Annotated in this window: 22 protein-coding genes; 6 read left to right on the top strand and 16 right to left on the bottom strand. The window is 64.5% G+C overall.

The features are described from left to right. Positions 1–59: 59 nt before the first annotated feature. Positions 60–1,751, bottom strand: a complete 1,692-nt coding sequence (locus tag AC0L3K_RS10305) for a recombinase family protein (RefSeq protein ID WP_473365902.1) — start codon at positions 1,749–1,751, stop codon at positions 60–62. A gap of 248 nt (positions 1,752–1,999) precedes the next feature. Here AC0L3K_RS10305 and AC0L3K_RS10300 point away from each other — a divergent pair, with 248 nt between their 5' ends. Further along, positions 2,000–2,263, top strand: coding sequence for a hypothetical protein (locus AC0L3K_RS10300; RefSeq protein WP_247392928.1), 264 nt, complete (start codon positions 2,000–2,002; stop codon positions 2,261–2,263). A 37-nt stretch (positions 2,264–2,300) separates the two neighbouring features. On the opposite strand, the gene AC0L3K_RS10295 is transcribed toward AC0L3K_RS10300, so the two are convergent. After that, a complete protein-coding gene (locus AC0L3K_RS10295; RefSeq protein WP_473365901.1) occupies positions 2,301–3,311 on the bottom strand; it encodes a hypothetical protein in 1,011 nt (336 codons plus the stop codon). Positions 3,312–3,651: 340 nt separating this feature from the next. Here AC0L3K_RS10295 and AC0L3K_RS10290 point away from each other — a divergent pair, with 340 nt between their 5' ends. Next, a complete protein-coding gene (locus AC0L3K_RS10290; protein WP_473365921.1) occupies positions 3,652–5,643 on the top strand; it encodes a protein-L-isoaspartate(D-aspartate) O-methyltransferase in 1,992 nt (663 codons plus the stop codon). A 214-nt stretch (positions 5,644–5,857) separates the two neighbouring features. Here AC0L3K_RS10290 and AC0L3K_RS10285 read toward each other — a convergent pair whose 3' ends face one another. Together AC0L3K_RS10285 and ku are read right to left on the bottom strand one after the other, a co-directional pair. After that, positions 5,858–6,106 (bottom strand): hypothetical protein, encoded by a 249-nt coding sequence (locus AC0L3K_RS10285; protein WP_354129319.1) that lies wholly within the window; start codon positions 6,104–6,106, stop codon positions 5,858–5,860. Between the two features lie 16 nt (positions 6,107–6,122). After that, positions 6,123–7,049, bottom strand: coding sequence for a non-homologous end joining protein Ku (gene ku, locus AC0L3K_RS10280; protein ID WP_473365900.1), 927 nt, complete (start codon positions 7,047–7,049; stop codon positions 6,123–6,125). Positions 7,050–7,437: 388 nt separating this feature from the next. On the opposite strand from ku, the gene AC0L3K_RS10275 reads away from it, so the two are divergent. Beyond that, positions 7,438–7,686 carry a hypothetical protein gene (locus tag AC0L3K_RS10275; protein WP_354129339.1) on the top strand — a complete coding sequence of 83 codons (249 nt, stop codon included), beginning with the start codon at positions 7,438–7,440 and terminating at the stop codon, positions 7,684–7,686. A 217-nt stretch (positions 7,687–7,903) separates the two neighbouring features. Here AC0L3K_RS10275 and AC0L3K_RS10270 read toward each other — a convergent pair whose 3' ends face one another. The 10 genes from AC0L3K_RS10270 to AC0L3K_RS10225 form a co-directional block, all read right to left on the bottom strand. Beyond that, positions 7,904–8,494 carry a sll1863 family stress response protein gene (locus AC0L3K_RS10270; protein ID WP_473365899.1) on the bottom strand — a complete coding sequence of 197 codons (591 nt, stop codon included), beginning with the start codon at positions 8,492–8,494 and terminating at the stop codon, positions 7,904–7,906. A 188-nt stretch (positions 8,495–8,682) separates the two neighbouring features. Then, the gene (locus AC0L3K_RS10265; protein ID WP_085401384.1) at positions 8,683–9,045 is read right to left on the bottom strand and encodes a hypothetical protein; all 363 of its coding nucleotides are present in this window, start codon (positions 9,043–9,045) and stop codon (positions 8,683–8,685) included. Positions 9,046–9,178: 133 nt separating this feature from the next. After that, on the bottom strand, positions 9,179–9,967 hold the full coding sequence (locus tag AC0L3K_RS10260; RefSeq protein WP_354129323.1) for a 3-hydroxybutyrate dehydrogenase: 789 nt from the start codon (positions 9,965–9,967) through the stop codon (positions 9,179–9,181). A 79-nt stretch (positions 9,968–10,046) separates the two neighbouring features. Next, positions 10,047–10,838, bottom strand: a complete 792-nt coding sequence (locus AC0L3K_RS10255) for an acetoacetate decarboxylase (RefSeq protein ID WP_354129324.1) — start codon at positions 10,836–10,838, stop codon at positions 10,047–10,049. A gap of 31 nt (positions 10,839–10,869) precedes the next feature. Further along, positions 10,870–12,021, bottom strand: a complete 1,152-nt coding sequence (locus tag AC0L3K_RS10250; RefSeq protein ID WP_354129325.1) for a DUF3734 domain-containing protein — start codon at positions 12,019–12,021, stop codon at positions 10,870–10,872. A gap of 226 nt (positions 12,022–12,247) precedes the next feature. Further along, positions 12,248–12,748 (bottom strand): hypothetical protein, encoded by a 501-nt coding sequence (locus AC0L3K_RS10245; RefSeq protein ID WP_354129326.1) that lies wholly within the window; start codon positions 12,746–12,748, stop codon positions 12,248–12,250. 13 nt (positions 12,749–12,761) lie between these two features. Continuing rightward, positions 12,762–15,926, bottom strand: coding sequence for an efflux RND transporter permease subunit (locus AC0L3K_RS10240; RefSeq protein ID WP_473365898.1), 3,165 nt, complete (start codon positions 15,924–15,926; stop codon positions 12,762–12,764). Next, positions 15,923–16,996 (bottom strand): efflux RND transporter periplasmic adaptor subunit, encoded by a 1,074-nt coding sequence (locus AC0L3K_RS10235; RefSeq protein WP_473365897.1) that lies wholly within the window; start codon positions 16,994–16,996, stop codon positions 15,923–15,925. Before AC0L3K_RS10235 ends, AC0L3K_RS10240 begins: the two co-directional genes overlap by 4 nt. Next, positions 16,993–18,078 (bottom strand): efflux RND transporter periplasmic adaptor subunit, encoded by a 1,086-nt coding sequence (locus AC0L3K_RS10230; RefSeq protein WP_473365896.1) that lies wholly within the window; start codon positions 18,076–18,078, stop codon positions 16,993–16,995. Before AC0L3K_RS10230 ends, AC0L3K_RS10235 begins: the two co-directional genes overlap by 4 nt. Positions 18,079–18,107: 29 nt before the next feature. Continuing rightward, complete coding sequence (locus AC0L3K_RS10225) at positions 18,108–18,779, bottom strand: sensor histidine kinase (protein WP_473365920.1); 672 nt, start codon at positions 18,777–18,779, stop codon at positions 18,108–18,110. 343 nt (positions 18,780–19,122) lie between these two features. Here AC0L3K_RS10225 and AC0L3K_RS10220 point away from each other — a divergent pair, with 343 nt between their 5' ends. Beyond that, on the top strand, positions 19,123–19,785 hold the full coding sequence (locus tag AC0L3K_RS10220) for a TetR/AcrR family transcriptional regulator (protein WP_473365895.1): 663 nt from the start codon (positions 19,123–19,125) through the stop codon (positions 19,783–19,785). Positions 19,786–19,798: 13 nt separating this feature from the next. Here the strand turns inward: AC0L3K_RS10220 and AC0L3K_RS10215 are convergent, their stop codons facing one another. Next, positions 19,799–20,449, bottom strand: coding sequence for a TetR/AcrR family transcriptional regulator (locus AC0L3K_RS10215; protein ID WP_473365894.1), 651 nt, complete (start codon positions 20,447–20,449; stop codon positions 19,799–19,801). 8 nt (positions 20,450–20,457) lie between these two features. Continuing rightward, a complete protein-coding gene (locus tag AC0L3K_RS10210; protein ID WP_245289054.1) occupies positions 20,458–20,895 on the bottom strand; it encodes a hypothetical protein in 438 nt (145 codons plus the stop codon). Positions 20,896–21,356: 461 nt separating this feature from the next. Between AC0L3K_RS10210 and AC0L3K_RS10205 the strand changes: the two genes are divergently transcribed. Beyond that, positions 21,357–21,611 carry a hypothetical protein gene (locus AC0L3K_RS10205; RefSeq protein ID WP_473365893.1) on the top strand — a complete coding sequence of 85 codons (255 nt, stop codon included), beginning with the start codon at positions 21,357–21,359 and terminating at the stop codon, positions 21,609–21,611. A 1-nt stretch (position 21,612) separates the two neighbouring features. Further along, positions 21,613–21,831: a hypothetical protein gene (locus tag AC0L3K_RS10200; protein WP_473365892.1), complete on the top strand. Its 219-nt coding sequence runs from the start codon at positions 21,613–21,615 to the stop codon at positions 21,829–21,831. The last annotated feature ends 13 nt before the right edge of the window (positions 21,832–21,844 follow it).

The raw sequence follows: 21,844 nt of genomic DNA, 5'->3' as shown, positions 1-21,844 counted from the left end.
CTCGGAATTGTCCAAGATTGCCAAACTGAATGGTGACTTCCGAAGGAACTACGGCACGATCATCGGAGCGATTTTGTATCTCCGCACGGTGAGCGCCGCCCGCCGAAGCCCTTGGCTTTGGGCCGGCCTGATTTCGATCGCTTTTTCGGCGGCGCTGAGCTGGTTGGGGCGACACGGCTGGTTTTTGCCAGCATTGCCTTGATGGCACAGAACAATGCCCCCTTTTCTTCGTAAAGTGCGCCCTGACGTCGACGAAGGGAATCGGATGAGAGCCAGACGTACCGTCCTGACCTCAACGGGGCAGGCATCAGCACGTAGTCCTCGATCTCCCGATTCGCCGCATCCAGCCGCATCACGGCAAGTAGGCCCGATGAGATCTGCCTTCGGTAGGCTTTCCATTGCGCAGCGTGGTCCTTTCCACGATGCGCCAGTCGTCGCGCGACGAGAAACGAAATCACGCGCGCGCCTCCCACATCAAGCCCTATGCCGTCCGGAACAAGATCAGCCTGGAGGCCAAGGTCCATTCGCAGCGCCTCCGCGAGTTCGGTCGCATGCCTCGATTGTTCGGCGGCCCAAAAATCCCGGGTATCGATCCAGTCGCAGTCGCGCGGCGACACATATCCGATCAGCGCATAGGCCTTCCGCAGCGAACCGAAGTGCTTCACGTACGAGGAGACGTGATTGAGACCCAGCGTCGTATTGATGATGTGCGAGTTGAGCTTACCGCGCCGGCGGAGGGTGAGACGAAGGCGCAACAGCATCTCTTCTTCCGGAATCTCCACGCGGCGTTCGGCCAGCAGCTTCTGGGCGCGAGCGAAGATGCCTTGGTCCACGATGGGCTCGATCGCCGCAGCGCCTCGGACCAAAGCGTTATCCGGATTCTTGACTAGCTTCTGCCCCAAGCGTCTTGAGGTGCGATTGTAGACGGTCTTGCCGATGTAGTTCTCGTTCCCGAGAATGGTGGGTATCATGCCGTCGGTCCAGGGCCTACCGTTGTGATTGGCGATGCCCGCGTCGTTCAGTTGACGCCTGATGTCGCTGTAGGATTCCCGGCAGTTGACGAACTGATCGAAAATCTCCCGGATCACGGCGGTCTCTTCGGCCGAGCCATGCTGCAGCCGAACGCGATCCGATTGCAGAGCCTTGAATTGCCCCTTTGCGAGAACGGCCTTCGGATGCTCGCTTTCGTCGACCATCAAGCGTCGGAGGCCGTAGCCGACGGGAGCGCCAACGCGGTATCCAAGGCTCGCGACCCGGCAGTGTCCGGCGTGCACCTTGACGGAGAGTTCCCGGCTCCACTCGGCGGCCATGCCGCGCTTCAGGCTTTTCGCGATCCCGGAAACAAAGGCGCCGTCGTTCTTGAAAATCTCCGCGCAATATTCGACTTGCACGCCGCTCCGCTTGCACAGGAATTCGTAATAGGCACTCTCGTCGACATCCTGGAACCGGCCCCAGCGACTGACATCGTAAACGAGGATGTGGTCGAAATCGGCTCGGCCTGACTGAACGTCTTCGATCAGTTCGATAAGACCAGGACGCCCCTTGATCTGGAGGCCGCTGCGGCCCTCGTCGCGATAGGTCTGCACAATCGTGAGCGCGTTCGTCTCGGCATAGGCGGCGATGGCCGCCATCTGGTTCGCGATCGAGTAGCGCTGGAGCTCCCTCGACATTCGAACGTACTGCGCAGCACGGCGCGCTCGGGTCCGCCTCGCCAAGCTTGTCCCTTTGGGAATAACGAGCCAGTTACCCATGCACCCCTCCTGTCAGTTCGGAGGTACCCGCGAGTGCAATTACAGCTTCCGCGGTCGGGATCGCAATGCCGAACAGCTTGCAGGGCACTGGCGCGCGCCTCATGGCGGCACCGGAAGGTGGCGTTGTGCACAGCACCGCGGAACACGGGGACAAACCTCAGCCCTGCCGATTGCGAATCCCTGCTGCGTGCTAACCGCCCGGAACGAGAAGACGGGCGAAAGGATTCGTCCCGGCAGGAGCGAGCTCGATGCTGATGACGAAAGAAAGACGGCCGGCAATCAGAACGCTGCGTGGATGGGCACTCGGCGTGCTGCAGGAGGCGGGCGCCATCCATGAATGCGAGGAGCATGGCTGGGCAAAGGATCGGGCCGACCCTCACGCCCGCGAGCGCGCTTTGGACCTCGCGAGGCAGGAGCCTCCAGACGGCTTGTCTCCGGACCGGGCTGTCGCCGAGGTCCGCGAAGTGCTGGATTCGATCGGCGATACCTGCCCTGAATGCCCGCCCGACTGAACCGCACTGACAACCCACGGTCCGATGCCGCTGTCGATCAAGGGATCAGGGGCGCCGCCGTGGTGCCAAGATGCTCAGCAGCGGCGCGTACCCGGCCAGCGTGCTTTCGCCGCTGCTCCGCGAACTCCGCTGCGTCGACCGGCAAACGCAGCTTGTATCCAGCCGCCTTCAAGCGGGCGCACACCCGAGGCACCGCCCCAGCAGTGGTGTCGTCGGATTTTGGCTCGAGGCCGATCAGTCCATTCAGATCGTCGATGAGGCGCAATCCTTCACTTCGAAGGAGGATCGCCAGCGCTCGGCTCTCGCGGTCCTCGATCAGCAGTTCGAAGATCAGTGCGAGGTCCATCAGGGCTCCGAGCGTTGCAGGCCAGCCGGAGCCGACGCCGACGGATCGGAAGTAGATCAGCGAAGGATGCGAAGCGTGACTCTGCAGCACGGACGCGCACCAGTCGCGCCCGCGATACATCACACGCCTGATTTCCTCGGGAGAGTCGAGATCCGAGTAGCGCTCCAGCAGACCGAGCGCCGAGGGCGGCTCCCCTGGGGCGGTGGTGAGCTTTAGAATTCCGGTGTCGCGACGGGAGATCCCCTCCTGCACTTCGAGCAGGTACGTCACGGCCATGGTCAGAACGGAGAGGCCTGAAAGGCCCGCGCAGACCAGAGCCCAGCGAGCCGGTCCGTGCGCCTCGATGCCGCTCAGTCCCACCGTGCACAACGCGCTTCCGACGATGAAGAGCGCCTCCTGGAAATCGGCCGGCGGAGAGAACCAGCCCCCCAGCGCATGCGCGATGAGCCCGTAGCCGAGCAAGAGAAGTCCCATCCAGATCAGGAAGGAGCCCATGAGGATCGACGGCGCGAAGCTGGTCGAGACCCCGCTCTTGCCGCGGCGAGCCCACTTCCGAATCGGCAGCGCGACGGCGAGGAGCCGCCGCGCCACGCGCAGTGCGCCCCTGCTCTCGCCCGGGACCACCACCGTGTCGAATACATCGCGCAGCGCGAACGCGACCAGGACCATTCCCGCAGCGATCTCGATGGTCTGCACGATCATGGCGGAATGCCTCTCGCGCCACGCGAGATCCGCCCGAACACGTCACGTCTCGGAACGCGTAGCGAGATGCACCGCGGCCATGACGACCAAGACAGCGATCAGGAAGGTTCCCGCGGAGATCGTTTTCCGTCCATGTGACCGGCGGACCAAGTGCATCGAGCACTCCGATTATCGGCGACCCACCCGGCTGCGTTGCGTTCGTTCCGAAGCAGCCGACGGCCCGTGTCGAGGCCGTCCTAGCGCCGGCGCGCCACCCAACCTGTTACTTTGTCGTAGGAGGAACCTGTCCGGCTCGTCCCGATTGGCTTGTCGCACCAGAACTCTGACGAACGGCGCGGCCATGGTCGAATTCGCACAGCTTCGCGACCGCATGGTCCAGGTTCAACTTGCACGCCGCGGCATCCGCGACCGGCGCGTTCTGGACGCGATGGCACAGGTCCCTCGGGAGCGGTTCGTGGAATCCGGTTTCGAGGAATTCGCCTACGAGGACGGCGCCCTGCCGATCGCGAACGCGCAGACCATCTCGCAACCCTACATCGTCGCGCTGATGACGGAGGCGGCCGAGCTGAAGCCAGCGGACAAGGTGCTCGAGGTCGGAACGGGTTCCGGCTATGCGGCGGCGGTCGCATCGCGGCTCGCCAGAACGGTTCACACCGTCGAGCGCCATCGCGCCCTGGCCAGGGTCGCCGCCGAGCGGGTTGCGGCGCTCGGCTACGACAATTGCGTCGTCCATACCGGCGACGGCACCCGCGGGTTGCCCGAAGAGGCGCCGTTCGATGCGATCCTTGTCGCGGCCGGCGGTCCGGAAGTACCGGACGCGCTCAAGGGCCAATTGGCCATTGGGGGGCGTCTCGTCATCCCAATCGGCGATTTGGAGCACGAACAATCGCTGCTGCGGATCACGCGCCGGAGCGACACCCAATACGACGAAGAAGCTTTCGGGGCCGTTCGCTTCGTGCCCCTGATCGGAGAGCACGGATGGGCCGAGGACGGCACGCGCTCCGCCAGCAATCACCTCCCCGGGCGCACGCGTTTCCGCTCGCTCACGGACATGATCGGCGCCGCCCTCGAACCCTTGCCGGCTTTCGAAGATCCCGCCTTCGGCGCCCTCTTCGATCGCTTTGCGCAGTCCAGGGTCGTCCTGCTGGGCGAAGCCAGCCACGGCACGTCGGAGTTCTACCGGGCGCGCGCTGCGATCACGCGGCGCCTGATCGAGAAGCACGGATTTACGACCGTCGCGGTTGAAGCCGATTGGCCCGACGCCGCGGCGGTCGACCGCTACGTTCGCCACCGGTCGTCGCGCGGTTCGGGCGAGAAGCCGTTCGAGCGCTTCCCGACCTGGATGTGGCGAAACACCGACGTCGCCGCTTTCATCGACTGGATGCGCGAGCACAACGAAAGCAAGCCCGCAGGCGAGCGGGCCGGATTCTTCGGGCTCGACATCTACAACATGCGGAGCTCGATCGCGGCCGTTCTCGCCTACCTCGATGGCGTAGATCCAGAAGCCGCGGCCGTGGCGCGCGAGCGCTACGGATGCCTAACCCCTTGGCAGCGCGAACCTTCGACCTACGGCCGTGCCGTCCTGACCGAAGCCTATCGGAAATGCGAGGCGTTGGTGGTTCGCCAGTGCCAGGACATTCTGGGAAAGCAACTCAACTACGCCGCGAACGACCCGGACAGCTTCCTGGACGCTGCGCAGAACGCGCGGTTGATCGCCTCCGCCGAGCGCTACTACCGGATCATGTACTATGGCGGGGCCGAATCCTGGAACCTGCGCGACACGCACATGTTCGAAACCTTGGGCCATGTCCTGGACGCCCAGGGCCCGCGATCCAAGGCGGTGGTCTGGGCGCATAATTCCCATATCGGCGACGCACGCTTCACCGAGATGGGGGCGGTCCGCGAGGAGCTCAACATCGGTCAGCTTTGTCGAGAGAAGTTCGCCGAGGCGGCGTTCTTGGTCGGCTTCGGCACCCATACCGGCACCGTGGCCGCCGCGTCGGACTGGGACGGCGAGATGGAAGTGATGCAGGTGCGGCCTTCTCGACCGGACAGCTACGAGCGGCAGTTTCACGACGCCGGTGTGGCGCGCGGCCTGCTCGAATTTCGCCGGGACGAGAGCCTTCGGCGGCGCTTGCTCGAGCCGCGCCTCGAACGGTTCATCGGCGTGATCTACCGGCCGAACACCGAACTGCAAAGCCATTACGCCGAAGCGTCGCTGCCTCAGCAGTTTGATGCATTCTTGTGGTTCGATGAGACGAAGGCAGTCAGGCCCTTGGGACCGGAACATCGCCGCGCCGGCCTCCCGGACACCTATCCGTTCGGACTCTGACGGCGAGGTCTTCGACCAGCGAGTGCCCGTCGGAACTCAGGAACCGCCCTCAGATCGAGGCGCGCGTGCCGAGATGCACTGCGACGAACAAGGTCAAGACCGCGACCAGCACGATGCCGGCCGACATCTCCCTCCGCGCACCCGCTCTCCGGACTATCTGCATGTAGGCGAACCGTTTGCCACAGCCAACTGGCGGGCGCTGCCGGCTAAAGGTCTAGCGCCGGCGCGCGACCCATACTCCGAGCAGGAACGCTACGCACAGCGACTGCAGCGGCGCCTTCAAGGTCACCTCGCGAAGTTGGTCGACCCAGCGCATCGCGGCATCCCGCGACGTCGGCCGCAGCGGGCGCCGGCTCGCTTCCGCCTCGGCGCGCAACCTCGCCGCGGACACATGATCGACGCCGTCCTGCTCGTTCGTCAGGCCGGACGCTTCCGTCATTGCCGAGGCTTCTTTCATATCCATGCGGCTCTCCTGTTTGTCAGGCGGACTTCCGCTGCGACCTGGCCGCAGGCTTCTTTGCTCCCGCCTCCTTCGCGGGCTTCTTGCCGGCGATCGGCATCAGCATCTCCTTCTGGCCCGCGGTAGCCTTGCGCGGTTTCTTGGCGGCCTTGCCCGCCTTCGCCGGCGCGGCCTCCTGTCCGACGCTCCGCCGCAGCGCCTCCATCAGGTTGACCACGTTGGTCGCGGCGGGCTTTTCCTTGGGCGTGATCGGCTTGCCGGCGCGCTTCTGGTTGATGAGCTCGATCAGCGCGGTCTCGTAGTGGTCCTCGAACTTCTCCGGCTCGAAGTTGCCGGCCTTCTGGTTCACGATGTGCCTGGCGAGATCCAGCATGTCCTTGGTGACCTTCACGTCCTGGATCTCGTCGAAATACTCCTGCTCGGAGCGCACTTCGTAGGGGTAGCGCAGCAGCGTGCCGACGAGACCCTTGTCCATCGGCTCGAGCGCGATGATGTGCTCGCGGTTGGTCAGCACGACCCGGCCGATCGCGACCTTGTCCATCTCGCGGATGGTCTCGCGGATCACCGCGAAGGCATCGTGCCCGACCTTGCCGTCCGGCCTGATGTAGTAGGGGCGGATCAGGTAGCGCGGGTCGATGTCGGCCTTGTCGACGAACTCGTCGATCTCGATGGTGCGCGTGGACTCCAGCGCGATCTCCTCGAGCTCCTCCTTCGTGACCTCGATGAACTGGTCCTTCTCGAGCTGGTAGCCCTTGACGATGTCCTCGTTGGGGACCTCGTCGCCGGTGTCGGCGTCGACCTTGAGATACTTGATGCGGTGGCCGGTTTGCCGGTTGAGCTGGTTGAACGAGATCTTCTCGCTCTCCGACGTCGCCGGGTAGAGCGCGACCGGACAGGTGACGAGGGACAGACGGAGGAAGCCTTTCCAGTTCGCGCGGGGGGCCATGGGTACGCAACGCTCCAGACTACGGGGACACGGACTCAAGACGAACGGGGCGGCGCGGTTCCGACAAGCCCGGCGCGCGTCCCCGAGATTCCTTCAAAGCCCGCGGCTGCACCATGGGAATTCGGGAGAGGGTCTCTTGACTATTGAGAACAAAACGGGAACATAATCGGATGAAGCTACCTTCGAGCAGGCCGGTCCGGCCCCCGACGACCTTGATGCCGCCGCCGACCAGGCGATCGCGGCGTGCGGCGGCGACGCAGGGGGGGCGACCAAGGCGCTGCTCGTCGCCATCGACTTTCTCGAGGCCGAGGCCGACGAGCTACGAAGGTCCCCAAAGGCTACGCCCGGGGACGGTTCCCAGGGACGCGCGAACGCAAGGATGAGGCAGATGGCTGAAGTGACCTACTATGTCGCTCTACCGTTCGTTTCCTCCGACGACGGCATAGCCGCCGGCGAGGCGGCGGAGTGCCTGAGCGCCAACGCCGCGGTCATGCGGGCGGAGGCGCTGTCCCGCAAGCCGGGCCATGCCGGCGCCATCGCGTTCTCGCGGACCGGGGACCCGTCCAGCGGCGACTTCAGGGACGCCAAGCTGATCCGGAAGTTCGGCGAGGTGCCGGACGATCTCAGCGCCCTGTGAGACTTCACTGGTTCCGGACGGAGATCCGCCTGCTTGGGCGGGCTGGTCCGAGCCCAGAAGCGCGAGATCCAGATGCTGCAGCGGGCCAGCGTCATTCACCGACCGGCTCAGATGGTCGGCGCTCTCCGCAACGCGTCGAGAGCGGCGGCTCGGCGAGGCCGACTTGAGTGAACAGGGGGAGACCGCCTCGCGGCAGTCTCCCCCGAAAGGTCGAGTCTCAGGCCGCTCGTTTGAACGCTTCCTGCGCGGCCTGGTTGGCGCGATCGAAGCTGGTCCGCGTTTCGGCCAGAGCCACCATCAGGGCGGACCATGACTGCGCTCCGGCCTGGCTTAGCTTCTGGAGCTTTCCCTCCGCCTCGGCCGCCTCGGCCTTCATGCGCTTCACGGCCTCCTCTATTTGGGCCCGACGCTCTGCAGCAAACTGCGTGCCATCGCTGGCGATCTTGTCGGCCGCTTCGCGCCAGGCGTTCAGTTGGGCTGCGGCCTGAACCTCGAAAGCGGCCCGCTGCTGTTCGAGCCGCTTGCTGAAGCCATCGACGTATTTCGCCACATCGGCCTCGAAAGCCTTCCAGTCCACTTCCAGTCTTGCCTTGGCGGCAACGAAGGCCGCTTCGTTCGCCTCGGCGTGCTTCTTGACGATGTCTCGGAATTCGCTTTGCTTGGCGCGAAGGTCGGTGCGAAGTCCGTCGGCCTTGGCTCGAAGCTCCGCCTGCACCTCCCCCGCTTTGCCATCGAGAAAGGTGAGCGTAGCTTCCATTTCGTCGAGCCGCTCCTTAGCCCAGGACTGAAAGTTCGCTTGCGTGCTCATCGCTCGTCTCCATCGGTTTCATCGATGCGATCAGCGTACGCACCCTGCGCCTGCTCCACCTTGACCAGGATCAACTAGCCTCGCCGCTCCGCGTCCATCGCCCCGCACCGGCGCGAGGCGCCGGTGCGCAAACGCAGCGCCGATGCAGGGTCTGAGCGGTTTCGGAGCCAAATGCCGTGCCTTGCTTCCTACCCGTTTCGTTGCGCGGTCCAATATCCCGAGCAGCGCGCGCCTGCTGCGTGGCCACTCCAGCTCCCGCGGCCAGCGTCTCGCGTCAGCCTCCCGGACCCTGCTGCGTATTTGTCGTGGACCGTAACCGAGGCGTGAACCGCGCCCGAACGTCCGACGTGGCCGGCAAACTTCACCAGATTGGGATGCGTGACGAAGCCGTCGTTTATGTTCACGGTAAAGCTGTAGGTCGGATCACAGCTGCCGCGCTGCGTGACGAAAAGTAGATTCCAGGATCCATCGTAAGAGGTTCGGGCCTCGGCGGCCGTCGCCATGGTAAGGCACGCAAAGCCGACGACACTCGCGATTAGTCGCTTGTTCATGATCTTCTCTCCACATGATTTGTTGATGTTGGTACTAAGGGGTCATAGGTCGGAGCATCGGCGCTTGATCAAGCGCAGGTGTTCGCGAGCAATTCTTCGCGAACCCCTCTCGGTCTCTGACGTTTTTCTGGGGCTATGCGGCCGTCCAGCCGCCGTCGACGGAAAGGTTGGCGCCGGTGATCTGGGCGGCGTCCTGGCTGCACAGGAACAGCGCCAGCGAAGCTACCTGTTCCACCGTGACGAATTCCTTCGTCGGCTGGGCCGCGAGCAGAACCTCGCTGATCACCTCATCCCTCATCATGTTGCGCGCCACCATCGTGTTCGGGATCTGTTTCTCCACGAGCGGTGTCCAGACATATCCGGGGCTGATGCAGTTGCAGGTGATCTTGGACCGGGCGAGCTCCAGCGCCACCGTCTTGGTGAGTCCGACGATGCCGTGCTTGGCGGCGACGTAGGCCGACTTGAAGGGCGAAGCGACGATCGAATGCGCCGAGGCCGTGGTGATGATCCGGCCCCAGCCGCGCTTCTTCATGCCGGGCACGGCTGCACGGATGGCGTGGAAGGCGGACGACAGGTTGATCCCGATGATCGCATTCCACTTGTCGACCGGAAACTCCTCGACAGGGGCGACGTGCTGGACGCCGGCATTGTTCACGAGGACATCGACGCTGCCGAAGGTGCTTTCCGCCAGCGCGATGAGCTCGGCGATCTGGTCCGGGCTGTCCATGTCCGCAGCCGAATAGACCGCCTTGACGCCGAATTCCCTCTCGATCGCGGAGCGCTCGTTCTCGACATCGGCCCGCGCCCCCATTCCATTGAGCACGACGTTGGCCCCGGCGCCCGCGAAAGCACGAGCATACGCGAGACCGATGCCGCTGGTGGACCCGGTCACGACTGCGACTTTACCTTTCAGTATACTCATTTGGTCTTTCCTTCTTGTGAGGTGCTGCGGCTCCTCGCCGCGGTGTTTCCGGACCTACGCAGCCCGTTGAGACCGTCACTCAGGTGACAAGGGCTCGCTCGTAGCTCCCGACCGGACGTCGGACCGGCTGCTGCAGATAATCGTGAACGACCTTGCCCAATCCCAGCGTAAGGTCTGCGCGGATGTGAACCGCGGACACGATCTTGAGCACCGGCAAATCGGACACCGGAGCGAGGGCATGGGGCGTCAAGGAGAGAGCGGCGGGTCCGGTCCACGCGCCTTTCAAGACAAGCTGCTCGAGGTGATATTCGACGAGCTCGCAGATCCGCGGAGTGCCGTCGACGTGCGGAATGATCTTGAGCAGGAAGTTCGGCTCCTGCAGCGCGGCCTTCACCTGCGCCACGTCGGCTTCGCGGTGCTTGTATCCCATCGTGCCGGTCGCTACCCGCAGCGGACCGTAATCCAGCGTACCGATCAGCGTATCGAGCTCGGTCCGCAACGTTGGCTGGCCGAGCTTTTTCGGAAAGCCCCAGAGCTCCCGGCCGCCCGCGATCGGTCCCTCATCGTTCAGGAACATGCAGTGAGTGTAGGCGCCCTTGCGACCGCGGAACGACACGGGGATGACTTGGCCGCTCTCGGCATAGTCGCCGAAACCGTTGGAATCCGGCATGCGAATGAATTCGTACTTGACCAGCGCTTCGCGTTCATCGAGCTCAAGCGGAGCCGGAACGACCGATCGCAGCTTCGCCGGATCGGTGCGATAGGTGATGATCAGGTATTCGCGGTCGACGAAACGATACGGTCCCGGCGGATATGCCGGATTCGTCAGCGGCATGGCGAACGCACGCCTCACGACTTCACTCTCGCGCATTTGAATTGTCCTGTGATTGGGAAGAGCCGGCCTATTCGCGACCGTCGTGCTCAAGATCGAACGTGGAGACGCCGTCCGCACTCGTCGGGCGGGCCAGCACCTCGGGATGCCGAAGGGTGCGCAAGGCGTCGTGATAGCCGGCGCGCCAATGATCCTGCATCGACAGACGGGAAAACTCGTAGTCCTTGGAGTGGCCTTCGTAGTCCCGCGCGCGATAGATCAGGTGGACCAGGCTATGCACGTTGTTGGAGGCAGCGGTCCTGAGCAGCTTGACGTCCTCCTGATCGCGCAGGTCTTCCGGCAGCCTGCTCAAGAGAGCCGCCAGGTCTCGCTGCAACCGGTGCAGGCTCTTGAACTGGTCCGTGCTCGCCCGCGTGCGACTGGAGTATTGGATCTCCTTCTGGCGAGTGATCACTTCCGCCATGTTGCCCGGAATCTGGCCGCGCGCGCTCCAGAGATCGACCTGAAACACAAGCGTGTCCTGTCGGGCGCCGCACTCGATCACCCACTGCAACGGAGTGTTGGATACGAGCCCGCCATCCCAATACTGTTCGCCGTCGATTTCGACGGCCGGAAAGCCCGGCGGCAGCGCACCGCTCGCCAGGATGTGCTCCGGCCGGATGGTATGGGTGGCAGTGTCGAAATAGACCATATTGCCGGTCCTCACGTTCACGGCCCCTGCGCTGAACCGCGTCACACCAGCGTTGATGCGGTCGAAATCCACGAGACGCTCCAGCGTCGTCTTCAGCGCGCTGGTGTCGTAGATGCTGGTGGCGGCAAGCGTTCCACCCGCTTGAAGCCACGGCGCGAACGGCCGCGCGGAAAAGAATCCGTTCGCCCCGAACACCGCAGCAAAGCCCGCATTCACCTGATTGAGAAAATTGCGAGTGTGATCGCCGTTCATCAGATCGGTGAACGGCGCGTCCAGCGTCACCTGCGTCCAAAACTCGCGGAGCCGATCGACCCGGACGTTCGGCGGATTGCCGGCGATGATCGCCGCATTGATCGCCCCGATCGAAATGCCCGCGATCCAGTCGGGATGGATATCGGCTTCGGCCAAGGCCTCATAGACGCCTCCCTGGTAGGCCCCCAAGGCGCCGCCGCCCTGCAGCAGCAGGGCGATGCAATCGAACGGCAGACGCCGGTCGGCGGTCGCGAGATTTTGTCGAGGCTGAAAGTTCATGGTTCTTGCCCTTGATTTTTCGGTTGTTCAAGCCGGCGGCTCGTTCCGCCGGCCGGCCCGCATAGCCAATCATTTAATGAACTATACGGTATAGTTTATTAAATGGTCAAGACACTCGCGTTCACATGCGCGTGCTGGAGCTGATGGGTGCCGGGTGCGGAGTCGTCAGCCACGCCGATCTGTTCGGCGGGCCGACGCGACCCCAAAGGACGGACTTTCGTGGTCGTCAGTCGCAGACCAGAACGCGACGGTGGCGCGTGTAGGTGTAGTAGCAGTCGCTGTCGGACGAGTAGCCGCGTCCGTACGCGTAACCCGCAGCGGCTCCCGCGTAAGCGCTCGCCGCATACGCACCACGATAGCCGTACCGCGATCCATCGTAACGGCCATAGCCGCCGAAGCGGCCGTAGCCGGCCGATGCGGCACGGGTGGCGTTCGCCGGTCCGCCCCTTCCGACGCCGGCGAGATCGCCGCGCGGCGCAGGTCCGGCACCGAGACGAGGCGCCCCGCCGGCGAGGCCGGCACGCGGCGCACCGCCGGGTCCCATCGGAGGACGAGCCGCAAAGGCCGGAGGGCCCCCGGCTGCCAGCGGCGGCGGACCTCCGGCTGCAATCGGCGGAGGTCCCGCCATCGGGGGCGGCGGCGGAAACTGCGCGAACGCGGCGTGCGTCGACAGCGTCAATGTTGCGAGCGTCGCGGTGAGCGACAGCATCAGTGTCATTCGTTTCATGGCGTTCTCTCTCTCAGGACTGTGTTTCGAGGACCGGCGTCGGCTTGGACGCGGGAACGGATGCCGGCGTCGGCGCCTCCGGACGCCGGGTGTCGTGCGCAGGCGCGGCGGGCTCCTCCGCGGATGTTTCATGGTCGAGATCGGGCTGAATGCGGAACCAGGCCACATACAGCGCCGGCAGGAACAACAGCGTCAGCAGCGTGCCGACGATGATGCCGCCCATCATCGCGTAGGCCATCGGGCCCCAGAAGATCTCGCGCGCGATCGGAATGAGGGCGAGACTTGCGGCGGCGGCCGTCAGCAGAATCGGCCGCATGCGATGCTCGGTCGCCTCCACCACGGCGTTCCAGGCCGGGCGTCCCTCCTTCCTGAGGTCCTCGATCTGGACGATCAAGATCACGGAGTTTCGGACCAGGATGCCGATCAGGGCCAGCACGCCTAGGATAGCGACGAAGCCGAGGGGCGCTCCGCTCGGCAACAGAGCCATGACGACGCCGATCACGGCGAGCGGGGCGACCGCGAACACCAGGAACAGGCGATGGAAGCTCTGCAGCTGAATCATCAGCACCGTCGCCATGACGAACAGCATGAGCGGAACGATGGCCACGATCGGCGCCTGGCTCTTGGCGCTCTCCTCCACCGAGCCGCCGATATTCACCGAGTACCCCGCCGGCAGCTCCTTCGTGAACTCCGCCACCTTCGGCGCGAGCTGATCGACCACGGTCTTGGGCTGCGCGCTGCCGACGATGCCCGCCTTCAACGTGATGGTCGGGATCCGCGCGCGCCGCCAGATCGTCGGCTGCTCGAGCTCGTAACGCAGGTTGGCCACGGCCCCGAGGGGCACGGACTGACCACCGACGCCCGTCAACTGCAGATCGCGCAGAGTGTCGATGGACGCTCGTTCCGCCGCGGTCGCCCGTCCGGTGACATTGACCAGGTAGATGCTGTCGCGCACCTGGGTGATCGGCGTGCCCTCGAGCACCGAATTCAGGGTGGTGGCGATGTCCTCGGAGGTCACGCCGAGTTGGCGCGCCTTGTCCTGGAGAACGTCGACCTTGACGACCCGCGCCGGCTCCATCCAGTCGAACACGACGTTGCCCAAATCGGGGCTGCTCCGGACGATCCCGGCAAGCTTCTGCGAAAGATCCCGCAGCTTGCCGATGTCAGGACCGCTCAACCGGTACTGCACGGGACGCCCCACCGGAGGACCGACCTCGAGCAGCTTGACGTAGGTGTCGGTGCCGGGGAACGTCTTCTTCAGGTAGGCCTCGAATTGCGCCTTGACCTGGTCGCGCGCCTTGATGCCGCCCTTGGTCACGACCACCATCTGGCCGAACCAGGTGTTCGCCGTCTGCACGTCGAAAGACAGGACGAAACGCGGCGAGCCGGTTCCGACATAGGTCGACCAGTGATCGACCGAATGGTTGTCCTGAAGCTGTTCGCGCTCGAACCGCGCCATCTGGACGTTGGTGTCGGCGATGGAGGCGTTCTGCGGCAAGTTCCAGTCGATCACGAGCTCGGCGCGGTCCGAGGACGGAAAGAACTGCTGCTGCACGAATTGAAGACCGAACAAGGCGACGAGGAAGGCTGCGGCCGTCACCGAGATGGTCGTCCAGCGATGATGCATGCAGAATAGAAGCAGACGCGCAAACACCTGCGCCACGCGGCCCTTCTCTCCATGATGGCCCTTCATTTTGGCGGGCAGGATCGTGACGCCGAGCAGCGGCGTGAACAGCACCGCGACGATCCAGGACACGATCAGGGAGACGGCGATCACCACGAAAAGCGTGAAGGTGAACTCACCGGCATTGCTGCTGTTGAGCCCGATCGGGATGAACCCGGCCACCGTGACCAGCGTGCCCGTCAGCATCGGAAACGCGGTCGACGTATAGACGTGGGTCGCGGCCTTCTCCAGGGGCTCGCCGATCTCTAGCCGCGCCACCATCATTTCGACCGCGATCATGGCGTCGTCCACCAGCAGGCCCAGAGCGATGATCAGCGCGCCAAGCGAAATTCGCTGAAGCGAGATCCCGGCATAGGCCATCACGACGAAGGTGATGGCGAGCACCAGCGGGATCGCGACGGCGACCACCAGGCCTGCGCGCAAGCCCAGACTGAGAAAGCTGATGCCGAGCACGATGATCACGGCCTCGAACAGCGCTTCCGTGAAGCCGGAGACGGCATGCTCGACGATGACGGGCTGATCGGCGACCTGGTGAACGCCGACGCCGATCGGCAGGTCGGCGATGATCTTGGTCATTTCCTCCTTCAAGCCCTCGCCGAAGTGAAGCAGGTTGGCGCCGGACTTCATGCCGATGGCCAGCGCGATCGCAGGCTCGCCGTTGTACCTGAACAAGGTCTTGGCCGGATCCTCATAGCCGCGCGTGATGGTTGCGACGTCTGTCAAGGGAAAGAAGCGGTCGTTGATGCGGAGGTTGACCGCCTTCAGGCTTGCCTCCGAGGTGAACTGGCCGTTCACCCGCACGCTGATCCGCTCCGGCCCTTCCTGGAACACACCGGAGGGCGCGACCGCATTCTGCCCCTGCAGCGAGGCCATGATCGCGTGGACGTCCAGGCCGAGGGCCGCGATCTTCCGGGTGGAGAATTCGAGATAGATCACCTCGTTCTGCGCACCGAGAATGTCGACCTTGCCGACGTCCGGCACGGTCAGCACCTTGGCGCGGATGTCTTCGACGTGATCGCGCAGCTGACGCTGGCTCAAGCCGTCGCTGGTGAACGCGTAGATGTTGCCGAACACGTCGCCGAAGCGGTCGTTGAAGCCCGGTCCGATCACGCCTTGCGGAAACTCGCCCTTGATGTCCGCGATCATGTTGCGGACCCGGATCCAGGTCGGTTTCACGTCGGCAGCCTTGGTGGTGTCACGCAGATAGACGAAGACGGTGGTCTGGCCCGCGACGGTGACGCTCTTGGTGTAGTCGAGCGATTCCAGCTCCTCGAGCTTCTTCTCGATCCTGTCGGTGACCTGCCGGGTCATCTCCGCGGGAGAGGCGCCCGGCCACTGCGCCTGGATCACCATGGTTTTGATGGTGAAGTCGGGGTCTTCCTGCCGGCCCAGCTGAAGGTACGCAAACAGGCCCGCCGCCATGAAGGCGATCATGAAATACCAGACGAGCGAACGATGACTGAGCGCCCAGTCGGAGAGGTTGAACGACTTCATGGCTTCTGATCCTGTTCGATGCGGACTTGCTGTCCTTGCTTGAGGCTGTGGATTCCGGCGGTGACGACGCGGGCGCCGGAGGCAAGACCGCCGACGACGCGGAGACCGGCGGGATCGGCAACGACATCGACCTTTTGCAGCGAGGCGGTGTTGGCGGTCTGATCGACGACCCAGACGAAATTTGCGCCTTCCTTGGCGAGCAGCGCCGAAGCAGGCACGTGCTGCGCCCGGGATTGAGCCCTGTCGAGCTTGGCGGTCACGGTCGCGCCAAGCCGAAAGCTGTCGGGCGGATTGTCGAGGGCAATCCGGACGCGCCGCAGTCGGGTGACCGCATCGGCTTGGGGCGCAATCTCCCGGATGGTCCCTCGCACCTGAACAGCGGGCAGAAGCTGCAGGGCGACCGTGAATGGCAGTCCGACCTCAAGCGGCAGCGGAAAGTCCTCGCCGATATCGACGACCGCTTCGCGAACGTCCGGCCTCGCGATCGTCACCACGGTTTGACCGGGGGACACCACCTGGCCGACTTCCGCCCCGATCGCGGTGACCACGCCGGCGAAGTCGGCCTTGATCTGCGAATAGCCGAGCTGCTCCATCGCTTTCGTCAGATTTGCCTGTTCGCGCGCTACCGTCGCTTCGCCGCCGGCGCGCGCCTGCTCGGCATTGTCCAGGGTCTGCTTGGTGGTGGCGTCGGTGGTGATGAGCGTCCGCTGCCGTTCCTCCGTCGCTCGAAGGGTCGCGAACTGCGCCTCGGCCTTGGCAAGCTGCCCTTTGGCGGCGCGAACGGCGAGCTCGAGGGCCGTCGCGTCGATGGTGCCGATCGTCTGTCCCTCATTGACGAGATCACCGACGTAGACGGGACGGCTCGTCAGGCGTCCCAGCACGCGGAACCCGAGATTGGTCTTGTAGCGCGGCTCGATGACGCCCACTGCGACGGTATCGGCGGAATGATCGGCTTCGAGAAGCATCGATTGAACGGGACGCGTGGGCTCAGGCGCCTTCGCTTCCTGCTGACATCCGGCAAGCGCAAGCGCGCATGCCAGCGCGCCCGCCATAGTCACGGGCCTCGTCATGAGTGATCTCCTTCGTAAGTCACGGGCTGGCCCACGCTCAGGAGCTTGCCACCGTCCACCACCACTCGCTCGCCCGGCTCGAGACCCGCCTTGATCAACACTTCGCCGGCCTCGTACCCACCGACGATCACCGGCTTCAGGGAGGCGATCCGCGTCGCCGGATCGACGGTCCAGACCGCGGGTCTGTTGCCCGCCGCCATCAAGGCGCTCCATGGCAGGGCGACCTGCCGCTCGGCCTTCACTTTCACCGTTCCCGCGACGGCGCTTCCAAGCGTCATCGTGGGGGGCGGAGCCTTGATCGCCACCTTCACCCGAATGGTCGAACTCCTAGGATCGACGGCCGGAGAGATCTCTCGAACCTCGCCGTTCGCGGTCACGGCCGAGTCGGCCACCAGCCTCAACGAAACGTCGCCACCGTCGGAATTTCCAAGAAACATCGACTCGTACACATCGAAGACCGCGTCCCGTTCGCCGTCTTGCGCCAGCGAAAAGACCGGCTGCGCCGCCTGTACGACTTGACCGGTTTCGAGGTTGCGGGCGGTGACGACGCCGTCTGCCTCGGCCCGCAGCGCGGTGTAGCCGAGGGCGTCTTTCGACGTCCCCAGCAACGCTCGCGCCGATTCAAGCGCACCTTCAGCGGTTCGCAATCCTTCCTGCGCCTGGTCGTAGGCCGTGCGCGTGGTGAAGCCGCTTGCGATCAGCGACTTCTGGCGCTCGAAAGTCGTCTTCGCCACGCGCAGCTGGGCTTCGGCCGCCAGCACTGCGGCCGTCGCGGCATCGACATCGGCCTCCTGCTCGGCCGGGTCGAGCAGTGCCAGCACCTCGCCCGCCTCGACGTGGGTCCCGACTTCGACGAAGCGCGCGATCACACGTCCGCTGACACGGAACGACAGATCGGCGCGGAAGCGAGGCTGGACCTCCCCGGTCAAGGTGAGGGAGGCTTGCCGATCCTTCGGCTGCACGATTTCCGTGCGCACGAAGGCTGCGCGAGCAGCGGGAGCGGCCGCGTGATCGTCGCAGCCTGCGAGCGCGGCGGCGACGAGCGCGAGGGTCAGTCCGCCGATGGGCTTCACCAAGCGCATCTCACGGACGAATTTCGGACAGGGAGGTTTCATAGCGCGACCATGCGGTTGGGGGATGAGAACAGCTGACCCAAGGCATCGGACGGTTTCGGATCCGGCTTGGCTGCAACGGGATGATTGGCTTGGTGCGGGACGGGGGCAGGCGGACGAACAGGCGCGGTGTCGGCCGCCTTGGCCTTGACGGGCCGAGTCAACCTCATGCGCCGCGTCGCCATCCCCCAATTCGTCTGCCGCTCGCGCTCGGTCAGCGGAAACGAGAGGACGACCGACGTGAACTCGCTGCCGAAACCCTGCTCGATCCGACCGCCCAGGCTCCTCGCGAGGTCGTTGTCGGTCCGAACCCGCCGTCCGGAATCCGACCGCGCCGAACGCGAGCCGTTGTCGAGAACGATGCAGTTCACCAGTGCGCCGCGGCGGGTCAGCTTGACCTTGATCTCACCGGCACGCGCATCGAAACAGGCGTGTTTGGCGGCCGTCGCGATCAGGTCATGGACGATCAGACCAAGCCGCCAGCACCGCTCCGACTGAAGGGGGACGCATTCGGTGTCGAAGATCAGCTGGATGTTCATGCCGTCCAGTCGGGACCGGCGCATTGCGCAGCCCAACTTATGGACGTGCGCTGCGGCATCGACGAGGGCTTCGCCCTGAGGCCGCGCGAGCATCAGATGCACTTCGGCATGTCCGTGCAGCAGGGAGGCCACATCGTTCAAGGCGGCCTTCGCTTCGGCCCCTTCGGCCCGGACGATCGCAGCCGAGACCAGATCGAGCGCCGAGGCGACGCCGTCCGCGACCCTGTGATGCGACTCCCGCAACAGGACGCCTTCCGGCAGACGATGCGAATCTTGGCTCAAAACCGGCACTGCGTTCTCCTGAAGTGGGATCGGATGATCGGCCTCGGCGCGTAGGCTCTTGCGGCCCCGATCACCCGAAGGCGCTGCAAGCGTAAATCAAACTATACCGTATATTTTCTTTTTCTTGCCTTTCCGGACCGCCTATGTCAAGTGGCTTCTGCGTACGCACAGACTCGTGATTGGGAGACCGTCGATGACGAAGAAGACCACCCCGAAACGGGGCCGGCCGGCGAAGGAATTCGCCGGCGACGTCCAGGCCCGGATCCTCGATGCGGCCCAGCAGCTTTTTCTCGAAAAGGGCTACCGCAGCGCCAGCATCGACGACATCTCCGAGCTGGCCCCTGCGAGCAAGCCGACGATCTATGCGCATTTCCAGGGCAAGGAGGCGCTGTTCGCGGCCGTGGTGGCGCGGACCATCAGCGGCCTGTCGGATTTCGAAGGCTTCGAGCCGGAGGGCCGCACCCTGCAGGACAAGCTCATGAGCCTGGGCACCGCGATCGTGGAGAAGGTAATCGAAGAATCTCTGGGGATGGTTCGCGCCACCATCGCGGAAGCGCAGCGTTTCCCGGAGTTGAGCCGCAACGTCCACGACGCCGCGCGGGATCGTTCCGTCGGCGCCATTTCTCAGCTACTGAACGAGACGACCCAGAAGGTCGCGCGCGCACCGAAAGGTCCCTTCACGGGCAAGCGCAGCATCGCCACCGCTCAGATCTTCCTGGATCTGATCCTGCTCCCGATGCTTTTCCGCTCACTGGTGGGAGAAACGCCGAAGGACTTGCGACGGGAGTTGCCGTCTTTCGTGCGGGAACGCGTCCGGTTTTTCCTCTCGGCGTGCGAGGCGGATTGGACGCCTTGAACCGCACCGGACGCTAGGCCCGGCACGTCGCGCGGTAGTGCAGCGGCTGGCCGGCGACCTGCGCCGGCGCGGCGCTGCGGAGCGCGCCCGAGCAAAAGCTCATCATCTCGTCGAAGGCCGCCCTACCAGCCATCGTTCTCATGCGCGACGGATAGAGGTACGCACCCATTGCCTCACACGTGCAGCGGGCCAGCGCCGTCGGGCTCCCTGCCCGAAACTCGCCACTCGCCTGCCCGGCCGCGATGATCGACCGGACCAGGCCGCGGACCGTGTCGGCATGGGACAACACGACCGGCCAATCCGCTTGTTCTGCTGCAATCACCAGCTCGTGCAGCCTCGCATCGTGCGCCAGCCTATGTTCATGCCGCTGGCAGATCGCCCAAAAAGCGGCCTCCAGGCGCTCTTCGCCCGAGACATTACTGCGGGCCTCGATTCCCGCATCGGCGCACATCTCGCCGAGGAGTCCTGCCACCACGGCCTCCTCTACCGCCTGGCGGGAAGGAAAGAACCGATAGATATTTGCCGGGGACATGGAGGCGCTGCGGGCGATGTCCGCAACGGTCGTCTTCCGATAGCCGATGGCCCGGTACAGTCGAATGGCGGCCTGCACGATTCTTTCGCGAGGGCACGGCGATCCGCCCGGGGATGCCTGGGTCTTGTTCATCTTCGGGCTCAATGCGGCGGAATTGCCTGCACCTCGCGCCGGCAAGCCTCGCCGAATTCACGCAGCGGATCCATCTCTTCGAGGAAGCCCGGCAGGTCGACGAACGAGGTGTTCGGTGCCAGGTAGGTCTCGATGATCAGCCGTCCCGCCCGCTCTGCGGCATGGACCACCTCGTCGTCGGATAGTATCCGCATGCGCCCGATCAGCGCATAGAGATTCACCAGCGCCGGAATCTCGGATTTGTCGCTGGTAAGCGCGTCCGCATACAGCCGGGACGCCTCCTCGATGAAGCATCGATACAGCTTTTCACGTTTGACGAACGCGTGAGCATGATGGCGTTCGCGGACCCTCCGACGGCGGGTCGCCCACCCCGTGACGATCGTGGAAATCGCTCCGAAGGCCGAGCCTCCGAACGCGGCGAAAGCGGGGAAATAGATCGTGTTCATGCGATCACTCCTCATCTTTTGCGCCGCGATGCCGACGCGCTTCCATCGTTCTGATCGAGGCTGCAGCGGCGGCTGCCTGGTCGAAGACGGCCCCGCAAGCATCGCTCAGGTCGGACCTTCTTTGCCGGAGACAGGCTTCCACACCGGTGGGGTCGGGAATGTAGCCGATGCACAGGCGAAACGCGTCAGGCGCGCAGGCGGCCCTCTGCTCGGCCGTGCCCCGGCCCTCCTGCGCGAACGCCGCGCTGGCTACTGAAACTAACGTCACACCGACGAGCGCTGCTCGCTTCCTAAACATATCCGATCCCTTTCACCGGTTGATTCATTCGACCGCGCATCGCAGGACCCGAAGCCCCGCGGCCGAGCAGCGCGAACACGCGCTTGTGAGTCTCTGCACTTGACACTTTCGCGACCCATGCTGTATGCGAAATATACGGTATAGTTTATTTAATGGTGGAACGATGTCAAGCCTGCTGTTGACGCTCGCAAGGGAAAATCCCTGGCCCGGAATCGCACTCGCATCTCTCAATTTCATGGTCGCCTTGTCGCTCGTGGGCATGAGCCTGCTGCTGACGGTGACCATCGCGGCACTCGCCTGGCTTCACCAGCTTGCCGACCGGGAGCCCGCGCCCCTGCGATGTGGCGAGCCGGCCGGGCTCCGGATGCCTTCGACGGCGCTCTGTTGCACCCCACGACAATCCTGGCGGAAATTCTGACATGCTCGGCGTGATCGAAGTCTTCGACGTCATGCACCTGGATCCGGCCACTGGCCATCCGGTGTGGACCGGCCTCACGGGCACGCGCACCGCCCTCAAGCGCGACGGGCACGCGATCGATCCAAAAGCCACGGCCTATTGCCCGGTCGAATGGATCGACGAGCGCGGTTATCTCGATGCCCAGCTCGCGCGCCGGCATCCGCGACCTTGGGGCATCTGACAATGAGAAGGTC

It is taken from the genome of Bradyrhizobium sp. MI1.10 (assembly GCF_055811035.1).
This window is presented reverse-complemented; position numbering and strand designations above follow the sequence as displayed.

Bases quoted from the DNA above. Each gene is read 5' to 3' on its own strand.
- AC0L3K_RS10305 (WP_473365902.1), bottom strand. From the start codon at position 1,751: ATGGGTAACTGGCTCGTTATTCCCAAAGGGACAAGCTTGGCGAGGCGG.
- AC0L3K_RS10300 (WP_247392928.1), top strand. From the start codon at position 2,000: ATGCTGATGACGAAAGAAAGACGGCCGGCAATCAGAACGCTGCGTGGA.
- AC0L3K_RS10295 (WP_473365901.1), bottom strand. From the start codon at position 3,311: ATGATCGTGCAGACCATCGAGATCGCTGCGGGAATGGTCCTGGTCGCG.
- AC0L3K_RS10290 (WP_473365921.1), top strand. From the start codon at position 3,652: ATGGTCGAATTCGCACAGCTTCGCGACCGCATGGTCCAGGTTCAACTT.
- AC0L3K_RS10285 (WP_354129319.1), bottom strand. From the start codon at position 6,106: ATGGATATGAAAGAAGCCTCGGCAATGACGGAAGCGTCCGGCCTGACG.
- ku (WP_473365900.1), bottom strand. From the start codon at position 7,049: ATGGCCCCCCGCGCGAACTGGAAAGGCTTCCTCCGTCTGTCCCTCGTC.
- AC0L3K_RS10275 (WP_354129339.1), top strand. From the start codon at position 7,438: ATGGCTGAAGTGACCTACTATGTCGCTCTACCGTTCGTTTCCTCCGAC.
- AC0L3K_RS10270 (WP_473365899.1), bottom strand. From the start codon at position 8,494: ATGAGCACGCAAGCGAACTTTCAGTCCTGGGCTAAGGAGCGGCTCGAC.
- AC0L3K_RS10265 (WP_085401384.1), bottom strand. From the start codon at position 9,045: ATGAACAAGCGACTAATCGCGAGTGTCGTCGGCTTTGCGTGCCTTACC.
- AC0L3K_RS10260 (WP_354129323.1), bottom strand. From the start codon at position 9,967: ATGAGTATACTGAAAGGTAAAGTCGCAGTCGTGACCGGGTCCACCAGC.
- AC0L3K_RS10255 (WP_354129324.1), bottom strand. From the start codon at position 10,838: ATGCGCGAGAGTGAAGTCGTGAGGCGTGCGTTCGCCATGCCGCTGACG.
- AC0L3K_RS10250 (WP_354129325.1), bottom strand. From the start codon at position 12,021: ATGAACTTTCAGCCTCGACAAAATCTCGCGACCGCCGACCGGCGTCTG.
- AC0L3K_RS10245 (WP_354129326.1), bottom strand. From the start codon at position 12,748: ATGAAACGAATGACACTGATGCTGTCGCTCACCGCGACGCTCGCAACA.
- AC0L3K_RS10240 (WP_473365898.1), bottom strand. From the start codon at position 15,926: ATGAAGTCGTTCAACCTCTCCGACTGGGCGCTCAGTCATCGTTCGCTC.
- AC0L3K_RS10235 (WP_473365897.1), bottom strand. From the start codon at position 16,996: ATGACGAGGCCCGTGACTATGGCGGGCGCGCTGGCATGCGCGCTTGCG.
- AC0L3K_RS10230 (WP_473365896.1), bottom strand. From the start codon at position 18,078: ATGCGCTTGGTGAAGCCCATCGGCGGACTGACCCTCGCGCTCGTCGCC.
- AC0L3K_RS10220 (WP_473365895.1), top strand. From the start codon at position 19,123: ATGACGAAGAAGACCACCCCGAAACGGGGCCGGCCGGCGAAGGAATTC.
- AC0L3K_RS10215 (WP_473365894.1), bottom strand. From the start codon at position 20,449: ATGAACAAGACCCAGGCATCCCCGGGCGGATCGCCGTGCCCTCGCGAA.
- AC0L3K_RS10210 (WP_245289054.1), bottom strand. From the start codon at position 20,895: ATGAACACGATCTATTTCCCCGCTTTCGCCGCGTTCGGAGGCTCGGCC.
- AC0L3K_RS10205 (WP_473365893.1), top strand. From the start codon at position 21,357: ATGTCAAGCCTGCTGTTGACGCTCGCAAGGGAAAATCCCTGGCCCGGA.
- AC0L3K_RS10200 (WP_473365892.1), top strand. From the start codon at position 21,613: ATGCTCGGCGTGATCGAAGTCTTCGACGTCATGCACCTGGATCCGGCC.